The following is a 22,787-nucleotide window of genomic DNA, read 5'->3' as shown; positions in this document are numbered from 1 at the left end:
ACTTTCGAATGAACCCGATCCTCCTTGCCCGCCATGTGCAGGACAGCCTGCGCGAGTTGGTCCATTCAACGCTGAACACCAGCAGCCCCGCTTTTGAGGGAACCGTGGATCGGTTCATCGACGAGCCTGCGAATTTCCTGAAGGGGCCTTGGATCTCTGTGGATATGCCGTTTCGGCAGATCGACGGAGCGAAAGAGGGCACATGGGTTCAACCTTTCCCGGAAGTGCCGCTGCGGTTCGCGCCCTACCAGCACCAGATGGACGCCTTCGCCCGATTGAGCGGGGAGGTGATGCGATCGACGCTCGTCGCGACCGGGACTGGGTCGGGCAAGACAGAATCCTATCTTTGGCCGATCCTGGATCACTGCCGTCGGAACAAGGGAAAGCCCGGGATCAAGGCGATCCTAATTTACCCGATGAACGCGCTGGCCACCGATCAGGCGCGCCGTATCGCGGATGCACTGACCCGGATCCCGTCTCTGCACGGGGTGCGGGCCGGGATCTATGCAGATAAGGAACCGAGTAACCCGACCCATGAGGTGACGGCGGAGAGCGTGATCACGCATCGCGAGACGATGCGGAAGACCCCGCCCGATATTCTTCTCACGAACTATAAAATGCTCGACTACTTGTTGCTCCGCGGTAGGGACAAGGCGCTCTGGGCGCAGAACGACCCCGAGACGCTCCGGTTTCTGGTGGTTGACGAGATGCACACCTTCGACGGGGCGCAGGGCGCGGACCTCGCCCTTCTTCTGCGTCGCCTGAAACACCGCTTGAACACCCCGAAAGGTCATCTGATCTGCGTGGGATCTTCGGCGACGCTGGGATCCGGTGACGACGCCAAGGTCGATCTGCGACGCTATGCCGAAACCATTTTTGGGGAACCCTTCGGTGAAGGGGCGGTGGTGACGGAGACCCGGAAGATGCCGAGCGAGGTGTTCGGAGACCCAGAATATCTCGAGCGGCCGGACCCGGCGGAAATCCACGCGGCCCTGAGCGACGCGGAGGAAATGGACCAGGCCGTCGCCGCGCATCGCCTGGCGCTAGCCCTGTTCCCGGACAGGAGCGATCCAGACCTTGCCTTCCTCGATGAGGGCGATGCCGCCGACCCAGCCTGGCGGATCGCACTCGGTGAGCGGCTGAAAGAACACCATCTCTGTCAGCGGGTCCTAAAGATCATCGCCGAGTATAAAGGTCCGGCCCCGCTTGAGGCGATCGCAGCCGGGCTGGGACAGGTCCGGGTGCTTCGGGACTGGTCCGAGGCCGATCATCGCGCGCTTGCGGAACTGGTCGTAGCGCTGGTCGCGTGGGCCCGGTCCGGTTCAGCCGATAGTCCACGGCCCTTGTTCAACGTCCGGCTCCAGCTCTGGATCCGCGAAATGGCGCGGATGGTGACAAATCTGCCCCGAACTGAAGCGGGAGGCGTCAGGTCCCAGATGAACCTGTTCCATGCGCTGGATCTCGACAGGCACGCCCTGCGTCGTTCGCTCCCAATCGTGAACTGTAACCGCTGCGGGGCCACCGCCCATGTCGGGCGGCTGAACCCGAACTCGACCGCCTGCTGGGCCCCGCTCGAGCAGCTCTACGAAGAGTTCTTCGATGACAACGCCGGCGGAAAGATCCGGCTTTTCTACCACGAGAGCCTTGATCGGATGATCCCGGCTGCCGGCGGCGGTGTGCGGATCGTGAAGGGGCTTCTGGACGCCGAATGCATCGAGTTCACCCCGTCAGACCACGACAATCTCGAAACCGGCCCCGCCGCACCGGTCTGGATGTACGACCCGACGGATGCAATGACTGGGCGGATCGACCGATCCTGCCCGTCTTGCGGTCAGGCGCGCGGTCTCCTTCTCTTCGGGATGCGGGCCGCCCGCTTGACCACCGGGATCACAGGAACCCTTTATACCTCGGCCCAGAACGAGGAAGAGCCGGAGGCGAAGCCGCGGTTCCTGATGTTCTCGGACTCTGTGCAGGATGCCGCGCATCGGGCGGCAGTGGCCGAGACCCGGAACGCCCTCTCGGTCTACCAGAAATCCCTCTTCACCGCCCTGGAGGAAGCTGAAACCGACGGGATGAGCCTCGGGGAGGTGATCGAAACCGTTCCTGCCGCGCAGCTCGAAAAACATGGGCCCGATGCCTTCACCGCGCTCTATATCCCGAAAGAGCAGACGTGGCGGAGCCGATATCAGGACCTGATCCGGGCCGGGACCTCGATCACCGACGCCGGCTTCCTTCGTCACATGACGCTACGCCTAGGGTGGGAGTATTTCGTCGACCTAAGCTATCGATCGCATTTCAGTCACACGCTTGAAGCCAACGGTATGGCCGCAGCGGATGTCTCCACCGATCTCCTCAACGCGTCTGCGGAGCGGCTTGCACGAGAACTCAAGAACGACCTTCCCGGTGCCCCCGACATCGACCCGGCGGTTCTCACCCGGTTCCTTTCGGGTGTCGTACAACGTATGCGCCGCCAAGGTTCTGTTGCGCATCCCTACATCGCCAGCGCGATTGCCACGGCGTCGGGAGCTCGCGGCCTGAACTGGTTCGCGGCGGCGACCCAAATGGGGGTCGGCAGGACCGCAACGCTTCCGGCCCCGGACAGTCGGCGCGGCCTTGCGCCCATCCCGATAACACTGGCTTATCCACCGATCGGGTACGAGCGCATCACGAAATCGCAGGGAGTGAGCTGGTATCGGGACTGGCTCTTCCGGACCCTGGGTCCGGAAGAGCTCCGCTACGGAACGGACCCGGATACGATTTACCCGATCGTTCTGCAGCGTCTCGAGGCGGACAGCATCCTGCGCCGTGTCAATGGTCCGGACGGGCAGAACCGACACGCTTGGCTGATCGACCCGGACAAGATCACGGTCACGACCAAAGCGATTGGGCTCACGTGTGATCGCTGCGGCCGGCAGGAGACGGCCCTTGAGGAGAACGAGGCCTTTGCGGCGGGATCCCCTTGCACCAAGATCGGCTGTTCCGGGCATCTTGTGGTGGCGGGTATGCCGCCGCGCCCGGCTCTGCGCCGATCCCTTCAATCCGACCGTAACCACCGAGTGGTCGCTCGCGAGCATACCGGCATCCTCGAAACCGATGAGCGGCTGCGGGTCGAGACCGGGTTCATCAAAGGCGAGACACGCTGGGCCCCGAACCTGATTTCTGCGACCCCGACCCTTGAGATGGGGATCGACATCGGGGATCTCTCAACCCTGCTTCTGGGTTCGGTGCCCCCGGAGGAGGCGAATTACGTTCAGCGCATGGGTCGGAGCGGGCGGCGTGACGGGAATGCCCTGAACATGGTCCTCGCCAATTCGCGGGCCCACGATCTTCAGTTCTGGGAAGATCCTACCCCGATGCTGGCGGGGCAAGTGCGCCCGCCTGGGGTCTTCCTCGCGGCCGAAGAGGTCCTTCTGCGTCAGGTGACAGCCTTCACCCTCGATACCTATGTCGCGGCGTCCGCCGAGGCGGGGGATTACGGGAAGGTGCGCGATGTCCTGAAACGCCGCGCCTCCGGAGCGACGGAGGGCTTCCCAATTGAATGGCTGGACCTGGTCCGAGCCAGAGGGGACGAATTGGCGACGGCCTTCCTGGCAGGGCTTCCGCCAGATGTTCAGGCGCGCACCGACCTGGCGAGCCGGGTTCGCGGCTTCCTGACCGGGACCGATCAAACCTCGATCGGGTGGCGGATTGGCGCGGCATTCGACGGCGCCGCCGCGGAGAAAGCTCGGCTGATCGAGAAGCGCGAGGAGGCCACGAAGGAGCTGTCCCGGCTGCGGAAACGTCGTGCCGAGCTAACAGATGACGAGTTCGAGAAGCGCGAGGGCGAGATCGCGCGTGACCGGACCGAGATTAACCGGTTGATCCGGAGCGGGATCGATGACGTGTCGGTGATCAAATTCCTCACCGACAAAGGGATCCTGCCGAATTATGCCTTCCCGGAAGAGGGGGTAAAACTCACCTCAATCCTGTCGCGCCGGAATGATCCTTCCCAGACCGCCTCGAGGGATGAGGACGGACTTCTTTATGTGGAGTATTCCCGACCGGCCAGTTCGGCCCTGTCAGAGTTTGCGCCGGGCCAATTCTTCTATGCGAACGGGCGTCAGGTCGAAATCGAGCGGATCGAGATCGGGAAGGAAGATCTGAGCCGCTGGACTTTCTGTCCATCCTGTTCCCATGTCGCGCACCGGATCGAGGGTACGGAAACCAACACCTGCCCGCGCTGCGGGGATGAGATGTGGTCCGACACCGGGTCCAACCACGATGTCGTCCAGCTCAAATCCGTGATCTCTGTGGATAGCGAGGAGAAGGCAGCGATCCGGGATGGGGATCAGCGCGACCAGAGACAGTTCGACCGTGTCTTGATGCCGTTCCACGGGCCGGAGGACATTCACGTGTCTTGGTTCACGAGCCGGGACAATGGTGCGCCATTTGGGTTCGAGTTCCTGCCGCACTGTACCTTCCGGGACTTTAACTTCGGCCCGAAATCCACAATTCCGGGCCCGAAAATCGCCGGCGAGAAGCGACCGGCGCAGCCGTTCTTGATCTGCCGCCATTGCGGCACGCTGCAGAGGCCGGCGAAGGACCAGGACGATCGCGGGACCCATCCGCCAAGCTGTAAGGTCATCCGCGAACCGGATCTCGCCCGCGAGAGATGGGAGACTGGCGTCTTCCTGATGCGAAAGTTTGATACCGAAGCGATCCGGATCGTGATCCCTGTCGTCGGCGAGGCGGATGACGATGATCTGAAAAGCTTTGTCGCGGCGATCAACCTTGGCATGCACCGACACTTCGCAGGGAAGGTCGACCATCTCCGCTCCACGATCTTCTCAGCTCAGCTCGACGGGATGACCACCGTCCGCAGCCTCTACCTCTATGATGCGGTCCCGGGCGGATCCGGGTATCTGCGGCAGGTCGGAGAGCACCCGAACACGATGAAGGCAGTGATCGGTCGCGCAGCTGAGGCGCTTCGGGACTGTCCTTGTAACCAGGAACCGGATCGGAACGGCTGCTTCCGCTGCGTGAAGCCGTACCGTTCCCAGTTCGGACCTGGCGAGCCGGATCGGGATCGTGCCCGTCAAATGATGGAAGCGATTTTGCAGAAGTGGGACAGCCTCAGCCGGACCGAGACCGGGATAGACGCGTCAATCCGGGATGCCATGGTCGAAAGTGCGCTCGAGAAGCGCCTCCTGAACGCCCTAGCGAACCGGTATGGAGACGACGCGCTAACCCCGCAGGTTCTCTCGGGCGGCCGCCGCGGTTTTGTGCTCCGCTCAGGCCCTAAAGACCGGCCTCGGCTCTGGACGATCGAACCCCAGGTGCAGATCGATGCCCGTTTCAAGGGGCTCCCCCGCAAACGGGTTGATTTCCTTCTTACACCGACCGGTCAGACCGGGGTGGTGCCTCTCGTTCTTGAGATGGATGGCCTTGAGTATCACGCCGAGACAGTGGCCCAGGACTTGCTCGACCGGGTCCTGATGATCCGGTCCGGTCAGGTCCGGGTCTGGACCCTCGCTTGGGCCGACCTCGACGCAGAGAACCGGTCCTATCTTAATCCGCTCTCGGAACCGGCCCTGAGCGTGGACAAGGTCGGGCGGCTCGCCCGTGTGTGCGCGTTCCCGGGCTTCGCAGATCACATCGACGGTGTCCGCGCCCTCCAAGGGGAAAGCTCCCTTGAGGGGTTCTGGCGCCTTCTGGATGGTGATAGGGAGGATGAACTTCCGGGCCGTTCGATTCTGACCCGGGGCTTCGTTGCGACCGGGCGTCCGCTCGATCAGCTGCCACGCCAGGCCTCCCTGACGGAAGAGGGGCGGGAGTTCCTGATGACACCGGGCCTGACGGAGCATGTCTGGGCGGGAGGGCTCGACCTCTACTTGGCCTGCAAGCAGATCTCTCCGACGGAATGGGCGGGAACAGACGCGGATCTTCGGCTGCTGCTGCGTGCGGAACTCCCTGAACCGGGCCACGAGCCTGCGGCGAAAGCCCTCTACGCCGAGGCCTGGCGTGGTCTCTGGCGGCTCGTCAATCTCTTTCAGGGCCTGCGTGGTTTCCACGTTGAACTGGCGGGTCTCGACACTCTCTCGCCACCCGACATGTCGGTCTGGACCGGGCCGACGGATGCGGACACCGAAGCCTGGCTCGAGGCGCGGGTCCTCTGTGATGACCTGTTCCACCCCCTGATCGACGGCCTGATCGCAGCCGAAGTGCCCGGCCCGGACCGGTTCGGGGATGACCTCCTCGTAGAGGGGCGGGTCATGGGGATGATGGAATTTGGCTGGGAGAGGGCCGGCGTCGCGATCGCGGAAACGCCATGCGAGGGGGGGAGCTGGCGGCTCATCCTGTTTGATCCGGAGAGCGATCCGATCGGCGAGACGGTCACCAGAGTTATTCAGGCACTACAGGAGATGAACACATGATGGACGCGATCAACAAGCGGGTCTCCTATGACATCGGCTGCATGAAAAGCCTTCGGAAGCTCCCCGACAAGGTGGCGCTGCGCTTCATGGATATGATGACCCGCTATATGTCGGACCCGTCCTCGAACGGGCTCAACCTCGAGACTGTGGAGGGCGCGAAAGACAGCTCGATCAAATCCCTCCGGGTCGATCAGGGGTACCGGGCCATCGCTTTCGAGGTCGCCCGCGACATCATGTTCGTGCATGTCAACGAGCACGACAAGGCCTATCGCTGGGCCGGAAACCGGCGGGTCAAACTGGATCCGGACACGAACCGGATCCGCGTCGTTGAGGAACTCGACGTGACCGTTGTCGAGACTGAGCCCCAGGGCGCGGAGGAGCCACGGCTCTTCTCGACAGTGACCGATAAACGGCTGAAGGCCCTCGGCGTTCCAGCCGAAGAAATGCCAGCCGTTCGGGCGCTTACATCGATCGAGGGGCTCGAAACGGCGGAAGAGGGGTTCGACCCGCTGACCTATCAGATCCTTTACGCGCTCGCAGCAGGCTATTCCGACGAAGAAGTCTATGCGTTGACGGGAGTTCCGGAAGAGACGGAAACCGCCCCGGAAACCCCACTGACCGACCTGACGTTCGATCAGATGATTGAGACCGCAGAGAGCCGCCAGACCATCTTCATTCCCGAAGATGAAAAGGAACTGCGGCGCGTCTTCGAGGAAGGGCTCGAAGGCTGGCGGGTTTTCCTGCACCCCGATCAACGCAAAATCGCTTACCGGGACTATAACGGCCCTGCCATGGTGCGCGGCGGCGCCGGGACCGGGAAAACCGTCGTCGCCATGCACCGGGCGAAGCACCTGGCCGACCAGATCGAACAGGATCTGACCCAGACCGGTCAAAGGGTTCTATTGACCACTTTCACAACCAGTCTCGCACAGGATATCGAAGCGAACCTCCGGACCCTCTGCCCGGAGCATCTGGCTGCCCGGCCGCCCCGGATCGAAGTGATCAACCTCGATCGCTGGGTCTCCCAGTTCCTGAAGCGGAAAAGCTTCGCCCGCGAGGTCGCGTTCTTCGGTGAAGCGCGGGACCGGCTGGACCAGATCTGGCGCGAAGTGTTTGACGACCATGAGCTTCCCGAGGGCCTCTCGGAACCGTTCATCCGCGCGGAATGGGCACAGATCGTTCAAGCAAAAGGTCTGATGGATCAAAGGGCCTATCTCAAGGTGTCCCGGGCCGGACGCGGTACGCCGCTTGACCGTCGGAAACGGGCCGCTCTCTGGGGTATCTTCGCTGATTACCGAGCTCGAGTGGTGAGTGAGGGACTCGCCGAGCCGGATGATGCATATCGTGAAGCGATCGAAATCCTGTCCTCCGAGGCTCCGAACCTTCCCTATGCGGGCGTGATCGTGGATGAGGCGCAGGACATGGGCGAGCAGGCCTTCCGTCTGATCCGGGCGATCGTTCCGGAAGGCCCATTAGGGGATCGGAATTCCCTCTTTATCGTGGGCGATGCGCACCAGCGGATCTATGGGCGCCGCGCCAGTATGGCGGGGTGCGGGATCAACGTGCGCGGCCGCTCTAAGCGGGTCAGGCTCAACTATCGTACGACTCAGGAAATCAGGTCTTGGGCTGTTTCGGTTCTGGAAGGCGTCAGCGTCGATGATCTCGATGAGGGAAGCGATACCCTCAAGGGTTATGTCAGCCTCCTTCACGGTGTGTCGCCTGAACTGGTCAGCAGCACCTCTGAAGTCGAAGAACTGAAAGGGGTTTCAACCTGGATTCGCAGTCTCCCATCGGAAAACGTTCGACTTTCAGACATCGGAATCCTCTGTGCGCGCCGCGCAGATGTTGATCGCGTTAGCGCGGCGCTGCAGGGGGACGGTATCGAGACAGTGGTCCTCCAGGCTGGCGCTGACGATCGGTCCGTCCCCGGGGTCCGGATCACGACGATGCACCGCGCCAAGGGGCTCGAGTTTTTCGCGGTGGCGATCCCCTTCCTGTCCGAGTCAGCCTTCCCACCTCCCGGGGCCCTGAAATCGGCCGTTGATGCAGCTGATCGCGAAGATATCCTCACCCAGTATCGCTCCCTTCTGCACGTCGCCGCCACCCGCGCGAAGAAGGCGCTACGCGTGTCCTGGTCCGGCACACCGACCAAGTTGATCAATGACCATGCCCCCAACCTGGGTTGAGGTCCGGTGAACCGTGAAGCCGGGGAACAATTGTGATGCGCCCTTGGGTCCGAGAGATCGGCTTAGCCTAGCCGACAGCAAGCGGATATCAGCATATAGAAAGGGCGCCCAATGGGCGCCCCATATATAGGTCATATCTTGGCTTCGCGGGATCTCTGCCCCGATTTCGAGACAACTTTGCCCCGATTTACACAAACTTTGTAGAACTACTTTGAGTTTTTCCCAAGTCGAGAAATCATCCGGAAAACCCCAACAATAACAGATGCCTACGAGCACCCCTGAAAAGCGGCAACCTGAGATTTTCCCGTGTGAAGGTTAAGTTCTTCCCGAAAATGCGCGTTTTCAGGGTCTGCACATGAAAAAAGGGCCCGCGAAGCGGACCCTTGATGACGTATCTCGACGAAGGATTGGGTGGGTAGTCAGGCTCCCCGGAGCGCGATCGCCTCGCTTGGGGACACTACAATGGCGGCGAGGCCATGTTCCCCTGGCGTCCGGTAGGCCCGAAGGTCTCCGGCAAGAATGGCGCGGACGACCTCGATGGTCGTGCCCGCTCCGCGCTGGCAGGCATAGCTGATCGGGTGCAAAGTATCCGCTACCCCCGGCGCCGCCGCCGGAAGTTCGGACAGGCGGCCGAGGAAGGCGTCGAGGGACCGCCGTGCGAAGACCACCTGCCGCACCGAACCGGGGGCATCGCGCGGGACCAAAGGCTCGATGAGACCACTGGCGTAGAGGGCCTGCATCTGCGACAGAGAGGCTCCGATGTAATCCGCGACGTCGGCCATTGGGATCGCCGTCTCAAAATCGTTCAGGAGCGTGGCGATGGCCTGCGCATCGAAACGCAGCACGCCCGCCTCGGCATCGCTGGCGCCGACCGGGATTTTTCCAAGTTTTTGAAGCAGGCGCGACATGCGCGTGCGGTTGATCCCGAGCGTCGACGCGAGGCTTTGCACACTGTGATATCGACGTTCCCGAAGCTCTTGACCCAGAACGACCTCACCAACATCGACGGCATCATGCTTGATGATGTGTTCCCGGAGGAGGTCACGGATCGGCCCGGGGTCGCGATCGTTGCACTGGCGGTCCAGCCACTCGTAGAGCCGCCCATAGTACGCTAGAGGACCTGCCTGAACCGCGTGTGCGTCGCTGGTCGACCGGATGAGGTCGAGGGCGGAGGTTACGCTGCCGGGTCCTTGAGCATAGATCGCGAAGCCATGCTCCAACGCCTTCTCCTGCGCCATCGAAGGCAGAGTTTTTGCGCGCACCTTGTGCCCTGCGGTCAGAACTGTGCCGAGCATGAGGCTGGCATCGAGGACCTGCTGAATGCCTTGCTGGGCGAGCCAAGGGTTGTCGCTGCTGCAGAGGCCATCCAGTCGGGACTGGAGCCACATGAGGTAGCTCGGCGTCCTTGCGGACGCTGCCGCATCCTGGTGCCCGGGGGGCTGTGCCAAGCCTTCCTGCAGCGTCCGCGAAGATTTTTCCAGCCGCTCCAAGCGGACGCCATGGAGCGGGCACTGGTGGGCCGGCGCAAAGCACCAGATCAGCCTCTGTCGCCAGTCCTGCCGTTCTCCATCTTCGGCGAGGCAGGTGGGGCAATACTTGTCCGCAGCGCGTGAGAGGAAGGCAGACTGGCAGTGCTCTCCGCGGAACTCGACGCCCCCACGGATACCACGCATGGTTGCCTTCAGCAGGTCAGCCTCATCGGCCCCCGCAATCTCGGCGAAGCGGGAGATGGCTTCGGGGCGACCGAGCGTGAAATGCTCGACATTGATCTGCATGTCGGCCAGCAGGCGGGTCAGCGGCTGGCCGGTATGCATCGCGGCAAGGCGGCCCGCGAAAGAGAGCACGGTTTCCTGCGGATCGAACGGTACGTGAGGTTTGAGGCGCATCACCGGCTCCAGCCTGCGTCGGTGAGCGATGTACGCAGGGCATCCCAGGAGGCATCTGCGAAGGGCGAGGTTGGCATTTCGCCGTACGCTGCCGCGAAGGTACGGTAAGCATCGTGCAGCGTAACCTGGGTACGGCCTGCTTCGAGGCTGGTCACGAGGATGGACTTGGCCAGATTGATCGCACGCCCCGGCTCGCCGTGCTCGGCAAAGAGCACGCGCTCGGGCAATGTCTCGTTCTCCAGCGACAGCCCGACCTTTTCGGCGCAGAGCTGTAGGCTGCGCCTGAAGGTGTGGGCCTCCTTGCTGTCCTCCGCAATGCGCGTGAGCTGGAACTTGGGGAACCGCCGGTCAGTTTCGGGGTCCGTCATCACACCGTCCCGCAGCTTGTCGACGCCGGCCACGATAGTGGCAACGGGCCAGTCCCCCTGGAGAAGGCTCTTCATGGTCTGGATCGCGCCTTCAACATCGCGCCCTGACCCTTTGCGAAGCAGGTGGTGGGTTTCGTCGATGACCAGCAGGCTGGTCCCGCGTTTACGCATCTGATGACGGGCCACGTCCCAGGCCTCATGCCCTTTCGCGCGCGGGTTCATGTCGATGTACCCGAGCTGCTTGGCGATCCGCGCCGCGAGGCTTTTGATCGTCGCTTCCGGCGGGACGGTGACGTAGAGCGTGTTGCCGTCGATCTCGCGGTCGACCAAGCCAAACATAGGCAGCATACGCAGGGTCCGCTTGAGCAATGCCGATTTCCCGGCACCGGAATCGCCGAGGAGCATCAGGCCGCGGGTCTCACCCGTGAGCGGGTCCACCTTCGGCCTGGGCGTCAGTTCTCCTTCGGCATCGGTCACAAACAGGCGCGACAGGCGGGCAATGAGGGCATCATCGCGATCCAGGCGGAAATAGCGATCCGCGAGCCATTCGATTTTCTCCGGGACGGTGGCTCCGTCGGTCAGGGTGGTCGTTGTCGTGGTCGTCATCTTCGATCTTTGGCTTGGGCATGACTCCTCCGATCCCTGAGGAAGCGCCTCAGAGGGAGGAGAAATGTGGTAGTGGTGTGGACGTGGGCGGAGGCCTTGGGAGCCGACCTAGGAGGTGTCAGTCAGGTGGCACAGGAACCTTTGCATCTGAAGCGGGGCGACACATGAGTGTCGTTGGCCCGGAGGTTTGAGGACGCTGCGGAAAACCACAGACGGTGGGGCGATTTTCTTCCTGCCTTTAGGCGGAGCGCGCGGTCTCCGCGGCGCGTCCCAAGGCACTATTCCAGCAGGTCGGCGTCGTCGGGCATGTCAGCAAAGCTGGGATTGGAGGCTGCTCCCGCCACGCCTACGGGGTGACTTTCGTCCAGAACCTCATCTGCAAGCAGGTCGCGATAGGGCTCAGCAGTGTAGCGGCGCTCGGAGGTGTCCATGTGCCGGGCAAAGTGAGCCTCTGTCAGCTCGACGCCATTTGCCGTCCGCGGGCGGGCGAAGAGACCCTTCGCCACCTTGAGCGCCTTGCTGCGCTCATCGAGCTCGTGGATCACGGTCAGGCGCGCCTCCTCGGCTTCCGGGTCCTTGGTGCGGCGCTTTTCAAGCCACGCACGCAGTTCGAATTCGTCCTTGCCGATCCAACGCTCATCGGCGGCGGATACGGTCATCCATTCGCCATTTCCGGCGCGCACCTCGATGGAACCGACATCACCGCCCCAAAAACAGATCTCGAGCCATTCGTTGCCGCGGGCAAGCCACAGCTGCGCCAAGGCATCATTCTGGTAGTTCACATGCATCACGGTCAGACCATGGCGACCAAGTTTTCGATTGAGCCGAGTCCCGAAGGCAAGGCGCATCTCTCGGCTGGTGAGCTTTCTGGGCGGCATGTAGCTGGTGGCCTCCTCCCAAGCCTGCAGAGGGGTCATGCCAAGACCATCGTGCCGGCGGTTGTGATAGCCGTCGACAGTCCAGCGCACGATCCATCCGAGGAATTCGTCGAGTGTCAGCGTGGCTCTGGCAGCAGGGTCGTTCTCCGCACGTTCAACCGTGTTGCTAAAGTTCCGGCCGGAGAACCGCTGCAGGAAGAGGTCATGCAGGGTTCTGAAAACACGCTCAATGTGCGCCTTGAGCCAAGGTTTGCCTGCGGGGCTGCCAATGTTGGTGATCCCGAGCGAGGCGAGCACGTGATAGGCATCATCGGAGATGTAGGAACTTCCCCTGTCCAGAACGACCTCCTCGGGCGCGCCATGCTGTAGCCAATCATTGCGGCACCCCGTTGCGTCAGAGAGAGAGGTCTTGTCGGTGTAGATCATCTCCAACGTCTGACGCAGCGTGTCAGGCGTGCCTTCGGGCACGATCTGGAGCGCTAGGAGGCATCGAGTATGGACGTCAATCGCAGCCGAGATCACCACCCGTCGGGCTTTTCCATCAAGCCTGAGAGCCTCGACCTCATGCGGCGCCAGGAGCTTGAAAATCCCCGTGAGCCTCAGGAGCAAGGTGAGATCGATCGTGTACTCGTCGATCTCGACGCGCTCCAGGGCGCGTAGCGTCGTGATGCCGACGCCAAGGGCATGCATATCCCGGTACGCCTTGTCGAAGCCATTCGACCGGATTGCGTAGGCTGCGCGGCCCAGTCGATCCGCCTGCCTTTTCACGAAGGCTTTGCTGACACGGTTCGACAGGCTCGGCAGCGGGAGCTCTGCGCTGAACCGGCTGGCGTTTTCCGCCTGAATCGCAGCCAGCACACTGTCATGCAGGGAACTGATGGACGGCCTTTCGAGGTCGATGAGCCCATCGATCACGGAGGTCACGAAATCCGCAAGCTCCTCCGTATGACCGGATTTCCCGCCACACCGACGATATGCGTCGAATAGGCCGTCCTCGCCCTGCTCCTTCAGCTTCCGTAGCCAGTTGTAGATCGATGTGCCCTTGGTTTTGGGGTCATCGTTCTTCAGCTCAAGCTTGAATTGAAACGGATTCCGAATGGCATCAGCGCCATAGACGGTACGTGTGTTCCCGCGGCGCGTCGGACGGCCCATCGACGCAACGAGACGTCCGTGAACCGACCTTGCGCGGGCAACGATGAGTTCGCCGTTGTCCTCGAACTCCTTGCGGCGGTGGCCCATCCGGTCCTCCGCGATCAGTTCCTCCGCGGCCAGGGCGCAGCTCTTGCGGACGAGCATCCGCGAGACTTCCTCATGCGTCCGCCAGTGGCGGAGGATATCGTCAGGGCTGCTCTCGGCCACGCGAGGCCTCGACAGGACCACCAACTGACCATGTCGATTGTCAGCTTCGACGCGATCATAGGTCAGCAGTTGATGGGCGCGTGCGGTGACGACGCCGGTTTCGGGATCGCTCCATTCTTCCCAAGCAACCAGGTAGCCTTCAGGCCGCGTTTCGACGACGGAACCATGGCGCGGCCCTACGCGGAAGGCACAGCCGGCCTCCAGAAGGTGATGGCGTTGTCCGAAGGGAGCCGCCATCACGCGGCTCCAGGATTGCTGATAATGGAATGCTCGGTGATCGGCTCGCAGTTCGCGACTTCGATGATGCCGGCGCGGATCGCACGGATGACACTCCACCAGCCTTCGCGACCGACAGGTGATTGGTCAAGAAACTCGCGGATGGAGCGCGGGCGGTCCATCCCCGCAAGTTCAGACCTGACAAAAAGATCCCGCTCCGGGTCCGGGACGCGAGCCGCATGAAAGAGCTTAGCGCGCGCCAGCCGGATGGGATTGATGTTACGCTCACTGATAACGTGGACATGATCCGCGATTTCCGGCACGGCGACAGACCTGATAACTCCCAACTTCCGACGGAACTCGTAGGTCGCACGCTCCTTCTCAGGTTTCACCGCAATCGCAATGCGCTTGCCCGACGTCAGAGTCAGCCGAAAATCGAACCAGTAGGGCGAAGGCCGCACGCCCGAGGTGCGGACCATGATCCGGCTCACCTGCTCTTCGATATCTCGGAAGTCAGGGAGGTGGATGCAGCACAGAGCCGCGTTGTGCTCCAAGAGGCTCGCGCACCCCAGCGCCTGCGATTTTCCAGCAGAATTGAAGAAGGTCAGTTGCGTGACGAAGTGGAAAGGCGACTTGCGGGGGATGGCGCGGGTGGCGCGCGAGTGCAGGTAGGTGTCGTCGAACGCACTCGGACGGAAAGCAGTCGCAATCTCGGGCAGCCGTGTCGACTGAAGGTTGATGGTCTCAGCGGGCAAGAAGGCATATCTCTATTGGCCCGCGACGGCTGAGCCGCGCGGTTGGGGTCTTGGATGAAGGGCGAGGTCCAACGTTGCCGATGTGCTTCGGGGCACTTATGTTCGGCGCATGACTAGGGCGGACCCGCCCCGACTTTCAGCGCGCGTCCAGGTGGCGCGCGTTTTTTCGTCTCACGGTGTCTGTGGATCGGTCTCCTTCTTTGTTACCTGCTTGCGTGGCTGCACGCGGACGGGGCTGGCGAGATCTCACAATCTCGCCGAGCGGTCAACTAAGTATATGTTTTTGAACACGTTTTTAGATTTCGAAGTTTACGTTTCGTTTTCGCAAACTGTCGATCTGCTGGTGGCGTCCTGTCTCGCCGATCAAGTAGGTCCTAGTGGTGAGCCGAGATTAGCAACCACTCAAAGGGCCGAAAACCCCTCCGGCGCACGTAGCTGGGGACAAGCTATCTCGATAACTCAACAGGTCGGCGCGAAGGCTTTTGGCGGAACGCCCGCCTCCGGGCATTGGGCTATTGCCTTCTGTTCGCGCGCAAAATGAGCGCTTCCAGTTCTTTGATTTCGTCTTCTGGAGTGCGCGGACGTTCCTCGCAGCCATCGCCGGTATCCTTTGTAAGGATGCACTCTCCCACAAGCCCACCCCCGGGCTGCAGCAACTCACCTACAATCAGCTTCTTGAGCTTGTACGCAGCACTATATGAGATGCCGAGCCTATCCTTGAGATCATGCCCACTAGGGCCATCCGCACCCAAGAAATTCGCGCGACTTCTGATGATCATTTCTGCGGCGACGAACCAGAGCTGGAGCGCAACATGGCTGCGATGAGCGACGCTTCCTGACTGAGCGCTGAACTGGTGGCGACAAGCCTTGCAATAGAAGGTGTGTCGCTTCCCGAGATGGCCTGTCTCTTTGCTGGCGCAAGCTGGGCATGTGACGCCGTCCGGCCAGCGCACCTCAATGAAGCGGGTGCGACATGCGGCTTCCGTGGGCCAGACTGCAGATACACCTTCGCGGGGCAGCCGCTTGAAGAGCTCCTCCCAGTGCGTGTGAATGCTTTTCGGCGATGAGTGATCCGAACCCATGGCTTGCGGACTAGGGGGATTTCGTCGCGGATGACAAGATCGAAGCGTTCTAACGCAACGGCTGCTTGGCCACGTCCGGCGCTCGATAGCCATCCGCGTGCCGGATCGGGCCTGAAATTTCACTGATGTGGCACCTGCGGCCGTCTGGCTCGCTCCACGCGGGCGGCAGAAAAGCGCAGTGCGCGGACATAGCGATGGGGCGATCAATGGTCCCCCATCATGACGTCACCGGCCCAGAGCCGCCGTTGGCTCGCCGGTCAAGATGCTGCGCCGCAGCCTTCAAAAGCTGCCGTTCGGCCGGGCAATCGGGTCACCTGCTGTCGCGCCACTGTGACGATCTGGCTCGGCTTTGGCGGCGCGGCGAATATATCCCATGTCCCTGGACACCGAACTTGCTCGCGCGGTGTCGGTCGGCACCACGCGGCTGGTTCCCGCACAGTGATCGGGTCTGCACTGGGAACGACGGGGCCACGCACAACCCTACGGCACTTCCGCCGTGTGCGCGTTACGTCTCCTTCAGCGCCGCGATCCGGTATCGTCCGCACTGCCGCAGCCCGGCTCGCCAACTCGATCATGCTGATCCTCTTCAGCAAGCCCTATGGCGCGCTCGGCCAGTTCACCCCGGAAGGCGGGCACCCGTCGCTGGCCGACCAAATCGATCTGCCGGGCGTCTGGCTGGATCGCGACAGCGAGGGGCTCTTGCCGCTGACAGACGATGGCCGCCTTCAGGCGCGCATCGCCGATCCGAAATTCAAGACCTATCTGTTGCAGGTCGAGGGCCTGCCAGACGAGGCCGCGCTCGACCGCTTGCGTAAAGGCGTGCCCCTGAAAGACGGCTCGACGCGCCCCGCCAAGGCGCGACTGGTGGCGGAACCGCCATGGCTCTGGCCCCGCACCCCGCCCATCCGTGTGTGCAAGGCCATTCCCGAAAGCGGGCTGGAGCTGACCATCACCGAAGGCCGCAACCGGCAAGTGCGCCGCATGACCGCCGCCATAAGCCACCCCACCCTGCGCCTAATCCGCTGGTCGGTGGGCGACTGCACCCTTGACGGCCTCGGCCGCGGCGATTGGCGAACCGCCTGACGCCGAGCCCGCTCCCGGCAGACGCCTAGGCAACTGGCCGATCTCGTGCTAGGGTTGATCCCGTCTTGATCGCCGTCCGGTTCCGAATTCCTTTTTGAACCTGAGTATCTACATGATGAGAAGACGAGCTTTCCTGGGCACGGGAAGTGCCTTTCTGTCCACGCTGCCGTATCTCGCCAGCGCAGCCCCGCCCAGTCCGCGCACCCACGCCGCGCTCGTGATCGGTATCAGCAAGACCGAAAAACTTCCCACCCTGCGTTCACCCGTACCGCAGGCCCACATGCTTTCCGCCCTGCTGGAGCGCGAAGGCTATGACGTGCGCCTGCATGTCGACGAGGTGCTGTCGGATGCGGAACGCGCCAACATGGTCTGGCCCATCAAGCAAAGCGCCTGGGACATCGCCGCCAAAGACAGCCTGACCCAGCTGGTCATCTTCTTCTCCGGCCACGGCTTCTGGTCGCCCGAAAAAGAAGACGTCTGGCTGCTGCCCAATGCCCTGCGCGACCCCGATCAGGCGATTCACGTCAAGTCACTGGAACAGCTCGCCCTCAACTCGCGCATCCGCAACATCGTGTTCATCGGCGATGCCTGCCGGTCGCTGCCCGACCGGTCGGACGACGCGCAGGCCCGCGTGCGCGGCTCGGGGCTGTTCCGGTCCCCCAACGTGCCCTCGGCGGATGTGATCATAGACCGCTTCTTCGCCGCCAAAAGCACCAAACCCGCCTACGAGGTCGAGGTGCCGGCCGACCCCGCCGCCTCTCCCCTTATCACCAAGGCCTCGGACAAATACGAAAGCCTGTTCACACAGGCCATCCTGGGTGCATTCACCGACCCGCCCGATACTTTGCTGTCCGCGGTGGACGGACGGCAGGTCATCACCAACCGCAAACTGTGGGGATACCTCGAAGACCAGATGCCGCTCATCGCGAAGGATCGCCAGCTTTACGAAAACGTCGCCCCCTTCATCCGTGTGCCATCGCGCGACACTGTCTATATCGCCGGCCCGCATTCCCTTGACTCGCTCGCTGACGCCACCGCAGGAATGCAGATCCAGCTTCCCTCCGCCGATCCCGGCTTCAACGCGCGCGAACCCTCGCGAACCCAGGTCTTCGTCGAAGCCTTCGCCCGGCAAAACGTGCCCTTTGCTGCGCCCAAAGGCCCCGACAGGACAGCCGAGTTCGACGCCAACCTGCAAGAACGCCTGTTCGACCTGCGCGCGCAGCAAAGCCGGATCACACCGATGCGCGACCCGCCACTCAGTAACGCGCCCGCGGGCATCGCCATCTATGGCGGGAAGATCACCGACATCGGAACCACGGTGGAATTCGGATATGTCGGCATCACCGACGGAGAAACCGTCGAGGGAACGCCCGTCACGGCCGAGATCTTCGTCGCCGATCCCTCGGATGAAGGCGCCTCTGCCGTGCTGTCCTTCGACAATGGTACCGGATGCGTGCTGGCCTTGTTACGTGGCTATGTCGCCCATGTCTTCGTCACCGATCAGGGCGCGGGCATGATCGCCTATGAACCTGTCCCCGGATCCGATGCGTGGTACGAATTCCAGGATTTTGGCCAACGGCGCGGCGACCTGCGGGCGCTGGTTACGCTGGCGCTGAAAGATGGCCTGTTCGGCGTGGACGATTCATTCGCAAGGGCTGCAGGCGACGGCCAAACCTTCGCCGATCAGGTGCGATTCCTGAAATTCTCCGACCCCACGTTGGGGATCTATGCCGCCTATGGCTATGCCCAGGACGGCATCCAGAGCGAGGTGCGCGAGATTGAGGAGATTCAGTCGGGCCGCAACCAGATCGCCCCGATCTTCGACAACGTGTTGTTGGCCCTAAACAACGTGCCCGAACGGGAAGAATTTCTGGAAAACGTCGTGCCCTTCTGCCCGATGCTGCGCAACGGCTGGTCCTATCTTCCGGTCAAGGGGGTGGCCATGCCCGAGCCGGTGCAGGCCGCCCTGCGCTATCTCACGCCCGCCGTCTGGACCTCGTTTACCGAACCCGGTGTGGCGATCCTGCTGGATGCGGTCAGATCCGGCGCATTGCGCTGACGCACGAACACAAGAAGGAAACCACCATGATCGACCGACGCAGCCTGCTCGCCGCTTTCGGGGGCCTTGCCGCCGGTGCCGCCCTGCCCACGCACCGAGCCGCCGCCGCTCAGGCCGAACGCATCGTCATCATCCACGGCTGCTGCCACCCCGACCGCAGCGAAGACCAGAATCGCGCGGAATGGATACCCGCCCTGCGCGACGGCGCGGCGGCGGCGGGGCTGACCCTGCCCGACGATATCGAATTCGTATTTCCCTTCTATGGCCGGGCGCTGGGGGACTGGGTCGACCGGTTCGACGTGAACGCGACCTCGGCCATCACCTCCAAGGGCAACGCCAGCCAGGACGAATACCTCAAGTTCCAGCTGGCGCTAGCCGAAGAGATGCTGGAGGCCAACGACATCCCTCTCTCGGCAGTCGAGGAAAACTACGACGGAACCTCCACCGACAAGGGTTTCGCCAACTGGGAATGGGTACAGGCGATCCTGCGCACGCTGGAACAGCGCAACGACCGGCTGGCACAGTCGGCCCTCGATGTCTTCACCCGCGACGTGTTCCTCTATCTCAACAAGGACGTGGTCCGGCGCGACATCAACCGCATCGTCGGCAGCTATATCGACCACCGGCCCACCATCGTGGTGGCGCATTCGCTGGGCACCATCGTGGCCTATGACGTGCTGCGCACCACGCCTCGCAACGTGCCGCTGTTCCTGACCATGGGCAGCCCACTGGGCATCCGCACCATCCGCATCCGGCTGACCCCACTGTCCTTCCCCGAAGGCGTCGGGCGCTGGGAAAACTATTATGACGACCGCGACCCCATCGCGCTGTACCCGCTGGATGCGGCCAATTTCGATGTCGTGCCCGAAATCCCGAACGTATCCGACATCAAGAACCCAGCAGACGACCGCCATGGCATCGTCGGATACCTGTCGCGGCCGCGCGTGGTTCAGGGCATTTTGTCCTGAGAACCTGCCCTTTCCCGACGCCCGTCATACCATCATCCGCTGCGGCGCAGCTTCCCGAGACCGGCCATTCGCCGCGGTTGCGAAGCCGTGACATGGGCGAGCTCACACTGTGCGGACAAAGCGCCCTTTCGCTGCGGTTTCGCCAAAGGCTGCTTTCGAGGAACCTAAAGCGGTCAGAAACGGTCGTTTTCGCCGGTGACAGAAACGTATGGGGTTTGGCCAGTTTCTGGCATGACACTTCGGGTGGGGCGCTCAGGATTTGAACCTGCGAAAACACTGTGATGTATGCACAGCTGGGAAGCCGACTCCACTCCGCCCCATCTCCAGATGAATGATCTACACAGCCTTAAAGATAGTCAAGAAGTCGGTCGATTGGCACGTTCTCGATATGCCGACACGTGTGACCCAAACGACCGGTGCACGCCCTTTAGATATTCAAAGCTAGGTGTGGTTTCGTACAGAGGGAAGAGCTCCTCGCCGACTGCTGTTAAAGTATTGACGCTGACACGAAACGTCTCCTTGGCGAAAAATACGAACGGCCCATATGAGAAGCGGGTTCCTGGCTCAATACTCAATGCGCGGTGAGAAAGGGCGATCAGTCCATACTCGTCGAGCTCTAGCACCTTTCCGTAGTCTAGGTCAAAATATCGCAAATAATGGTTTGGGCCCTTGTCGTCTTGTGGCCGTATGTAGGCTAGATATCTGCTCCGCGTCTCATCCACGCTTTCAGCTACGGTTTCGATAGTGAAGAGGCCGCCCGAAAATCTAACGAGGTTTGCCGCAATTCGAGATGTAATCGATGGGATAGTAAGTAAGGTCTTGTGTGAAATTGACCCAGGGTTTCTTATTTCACGGCTCAGAACTCTCGCCCAAAGCGTCATGATCCTATGATCCGCCGCCTTTGGGGCGTAGTGTCGGAACAAGTTTAACCAGTCTTGTGTGGGCTTCGTTATGGATTCTTCGGGATCGAGGAAATGGCTAGCCCGCAGCGCAATTTGTCGAGCGCGCGCTTCTTCTTCCCAATAAATTTTGGGTAGATGTTGCCATATTGTATTTCGTTCGTTTGGATCGCATGACAGTAAATTATTCTCGATGGTGTGCTGTAACCGTGATTTCCGAAGTTGATTGAAATTGAGGTCGCTCTCATTTTCAGGATCTTCGCCCTGGCTCTCGCCTTCCTTGAAGTCCATCAAAGCATCGCAAATTTTTTCCACATAACTTTGAAATGCCTCGACGCTTAGGGGCGCAATAGATTGAGCGAATTGATCAGCAGGTACAAGTTGTGGTCCCGTATCATTAGAGTCCCCGTACAAAAAGGCAGCGGAACATCCAAAAAGAGCAGCGAGCGCCTGGGCTGTTCGGTGTTGAACATTTCTTCCGTTCTTTGCGTTTTGAAGAGTGCCTCTAGACAGGCGCAATTTGGGAAAACGATCTTCGAATTCGAAAAGCAATTGCTCTTGCGATAACTGATAGAACGGAGAGTTTTTGTCACCGTGTATTGCCTTGAGACAGCTTTCGACCCGTTCCTTAACCAGTGGTCGGCCACTACCTTTTTGGGCTTCGTGAATGTCTTCTGCCACGTACATCTCGTAGGTTTTACTGCGACGTTAGTTGCGCAGGCATCAAGTGATTATTCGAAGCGTACTGCATGGCACGTCAATGCACCATAGCGAGGGTTGCTCTGGCAGACAGGGTCCTATCCGCGCACCGTGCATTGCTCTCATCCTTTTGGATTGGTCAGTCTTTGGTCGATGATTGATCGGCCGTTAGCCGAGAGTTGGTCAGGCGTTGAGCGGCGCTTTCGGTGGGGAAGCTCCAGATTGGTCTTGTGAGCCCAGACGGGCCGCAACCAACACAAGGAGAAATACCATGTTCCACGCACTTCTGCACTGGCCTTGGCCGCTTCCGTGGCCGTTCCCGTGGCCGCTGCCGGTGCCGCCCATCTACTGGGCTTAACTGGCTAATCGGCGGTCGGGGAGTTGCCTCTCCCCGCCGTCACCAACCAACCAAAACGAAAGGAAAGCCGAGATGCTTCCGTTCTTTGTGTTCCGCACCGTCCTGCTCTGGTCGGTCGCCGCATACTAACCAAAAACGCCCTGCGCGGAAATTCTGCGCAGGGCTCCTTCAAGGGAGAGCTTCAATGCTCAGCGTCCTCTTCATTTTGCAACACCTCGGTGAAGTACTGCTCTAAACAGACAGGAGAAACACATGATTACGCTCGGTTACATCGCAGTCGTGATGATCGGGGTTGGTGTCTACCAGCTCCTCTCGTAGAAGCGAAAAACAGCAATGGATGGCGACGATGACTTGCATCGTCGCCATTTTCATTTTGATTCTTGGGGTTCTTTTTGGCCGTCGGCTGAACTGCGGACATTCGCGCGTGTCGCAGCATCAAGTAAAGTGGGCTCGGTGCCGCCTTGCGGCGATGCAGAACAATCCCCGATCTTGGTCCGCTCTGAATGTCGGCTTCCACCTTTTCTGGGCGATTAGATCGTTACCGCAGCGAAGGTCCGAAATCCGCCCTGTGCTCCGTGCCGGGGTGTCATGGCGCGCGCGACGAGAAGGGCAACTTTGGGCTGGCTCCGGGCCTTAGCCTTGTCCATGGCCAAGGTCCGGAGATCGGTTTCTCAGAGGTCCACAGCCTCGGAAATTGTCAGGGCATCTTCTAACTCCACACCCAGGTAGCGAACTGTACTGTCCATCTTGCAATGCCCGAGCAGTAACTGGACGGCGCGCAAGTTGCCGGTCTTGCGGTAGATTTGGGCCACCTTTGTCCTTCTCATCGAATGCGTGGCATAGGCAGACTGTTCTAGCCCGATGGAGCTCACCCAGCCCTTTACCAATCGGGCATACTGCCGCGTCGAAATGTGCAGACGATCATGAACGCGGCCGGGCCATAGATATTCTCTGCCCCTCATCGTCGGGCTA

Annotated in this window: 12 protein-coding genes, 1 tRNA gene and 1 pseudogene; 6 read left to right on the top strand and 8 right to left on the bottom strand. The window is 61.3% G+C overall.

Annotated features, from left to right (window positions below; translation table 11 throughout):
- Window positions 1-8: 8 nt before the first annotated feature.
- Window positions 9-6,413 (top strand): DEAD/DEAH box helicase, encoded by a 6,405-nt coding sequence (locus tag BM397_RS28365; RefSeq protein ID WP_092431381.1) that lies wholly within the window; start codon window positions 9-11, stop codon window positions 6,411-6,413.
- The gene (locus BM397_RS28360) at window positions 6,410-8,599 is read left to right on the top strand and encodes a UvrD-helicase domain-containing protein (RefSeq protein ID WP_092431378.1); all 2,190 of its coding nucleotides are present in this window, start codon (window positions 6,410-6,412) and stop codon (window positions 8,597-8,599) included. The genes BM397_RS28365 and BM397_RS28360 overlap by 4 nt, the downstream gene beginning before the upstream one ends.
- A gap of 419 nt (window positions 8,600-9,018) precedes the next feature.
- Here the strand turns inward: BM397_RS28360 and BM397_RS28355 are convergent, their stop codons facing one another.
- The 5 genes from BM397_RS28355 to BM397_RS30055 all read right to left on the bottom strand — a co-directional run bounded on the left by BM397_RS28355 (window position 9,019) and on the right by BM397_RS30055 (window position 15,749).
- Entirely contained in the window at window positions 9,019-10,485 is a 1,467-nt protein-coding gene (locus BM397_RS28355; protein ID WP_092431376.1) for a TniQ family protein, read from the bottom strand.
- Window positions 10,485-11,459, bottom strand: a complete 975-nt coding sequence (locus tag BM397_RS28350) for a TniB family NTP-binding protein (RefSeq protein WP_092431375.1) — start codon at window positions 11,457-11,459, stop codon at window positions 10,485-10,487. Before BM397_RS28350 ends, BM397_RS28355 begins: the two co-directional genes overlap by 1 nt.
- Before the next feature lie 278 nt (window positions 11,460-11,737).
- Complete coding sequence (locus BM397_RS28345; protein WP_092431373.1) at window positions 11,738-13,933, bottom strand: TnsB C-terminal domain-containing protein; 2,196 nt, start codon at window positions 13,931-13,933, stop codon at window positions 11,738-11,740.
- Window positions 13,933-14,667: a hypothetical protein gene (locus BM397_RS28340; protein ID WP_092431370.1), complete on the bottom strand. Its 735-nt coding sequence runs from the start codon at window positions 14,665-14,667 to the stop codon at window positions 13,933-13,935. Before BM397_RS28340 ends, BM397_RS28345 begins: the two co-directional genes overlap by 1 nt.
- Before the next feature lie 512 nt (window positions 14,668-15,179).
- Window positions 15,180-15,749: a transposase gene (locus BM397_RS30055; RefSeq protein WP_176807003.1), complete on the bottom strand. Its 570-nt coding sequence runs from the start codon at window positions 15,747-15,749 to the stop codon at window positions 15,180-15,182.
- A gap of 293 nt (window positions 15,750-16,042) precedes the next feature.
- Here BM397_RS30055 and BM397_RS29880 point away from each other — a divergent pair.
- From BM397_RS29880 to BM397_RS28320, 4 genes and pseudogenes are all read left to right on the top strand, one after another.
- Window positions 16,043-16,191, top strand: a pseudogene (locus tag BM397_RS29880) (penicillin acylase family protein); the annotation flags it as partial.
- Window positions 16,192-16,322: 131 nt separating this feature from the next.
- The gene (locus tag BM397_RS28330) at window positions 16,323-16,832 is read left to right on the top strand and encodes a pseudouridine synthase (protein ID WP_092431364.1); all 510 of its coding nucleotides are present in this window, start codon (window positions 16,323-16,325) and stop codon (window positions 16,830-16,832) included.
- A 112-nt stretch (window positions 16,833-16,944) separates the two neighbouring features.
- Entirely contained in the window at window positions 16,945-18,891 is a 1,947-nt protein-coding gene (locus BM397_RS28325; protein WP_176807001.1) for a caspase family protein, read from the top strand.
- 26 nt (window positions 18,892-18,917) lie between these two features.
- Complete coding sequence (locus tag BM397_RS28320) at window positions 18,918-19,859, top strand: hypothetical protein (protein WP_092431360.1); 942 nt, start codon at window positions 18,918-18,920, stop codon at window positions 19,857-19,859.
- 244 nt (window positions 19,860-20,103) lie between these two features.
- Here BM397_RS28320 and BM397_RS29490 read toward each other — a convergent pair.
- The 3 genes from BM397_RS29490 to BM397_RS28310 all read right to left on the bottom strand — a co-directional run.
- A tRNA-Leu gene (locus BM397_RS29490) sits at window positions 20,104-20,178 on the bottom strand.
- Window positions 20,179-20,215: 37 nt separating this feature from the next.
- Entirely contained in the window at window positions 20,216-21,439 is a 1,224-nt protein-coding gene (locus BM397_RS28315; protein ID WP_176806998.1) for a DUF2806 domain-containing protein, read from the bottom strand.
- Window positions 21,440-22,486: 1,047 nt separating this feature from the next.
- On the bottom strand, window positions 22,487-22,787 hold a 301-nt coding region (locus BM397_RS28310; protein ID WP_177239604.1), incomplete at its 5' end, for a tyrosine-type recombinase/integrase.

This window comes from Alloyangia pacifica, assembly GCF_900116195.1.
GTDB lineage: Bacteria > Pseudomonadota > Alphaproteobacteria > Rhodobacterales > Rhodobacteraceae > Salipiger > Salipiger pacificus.
Note: the sequence above shows the minus strand (reverse complement) of the source record. Positions and strands in the feature narration are given on the sequence as shown.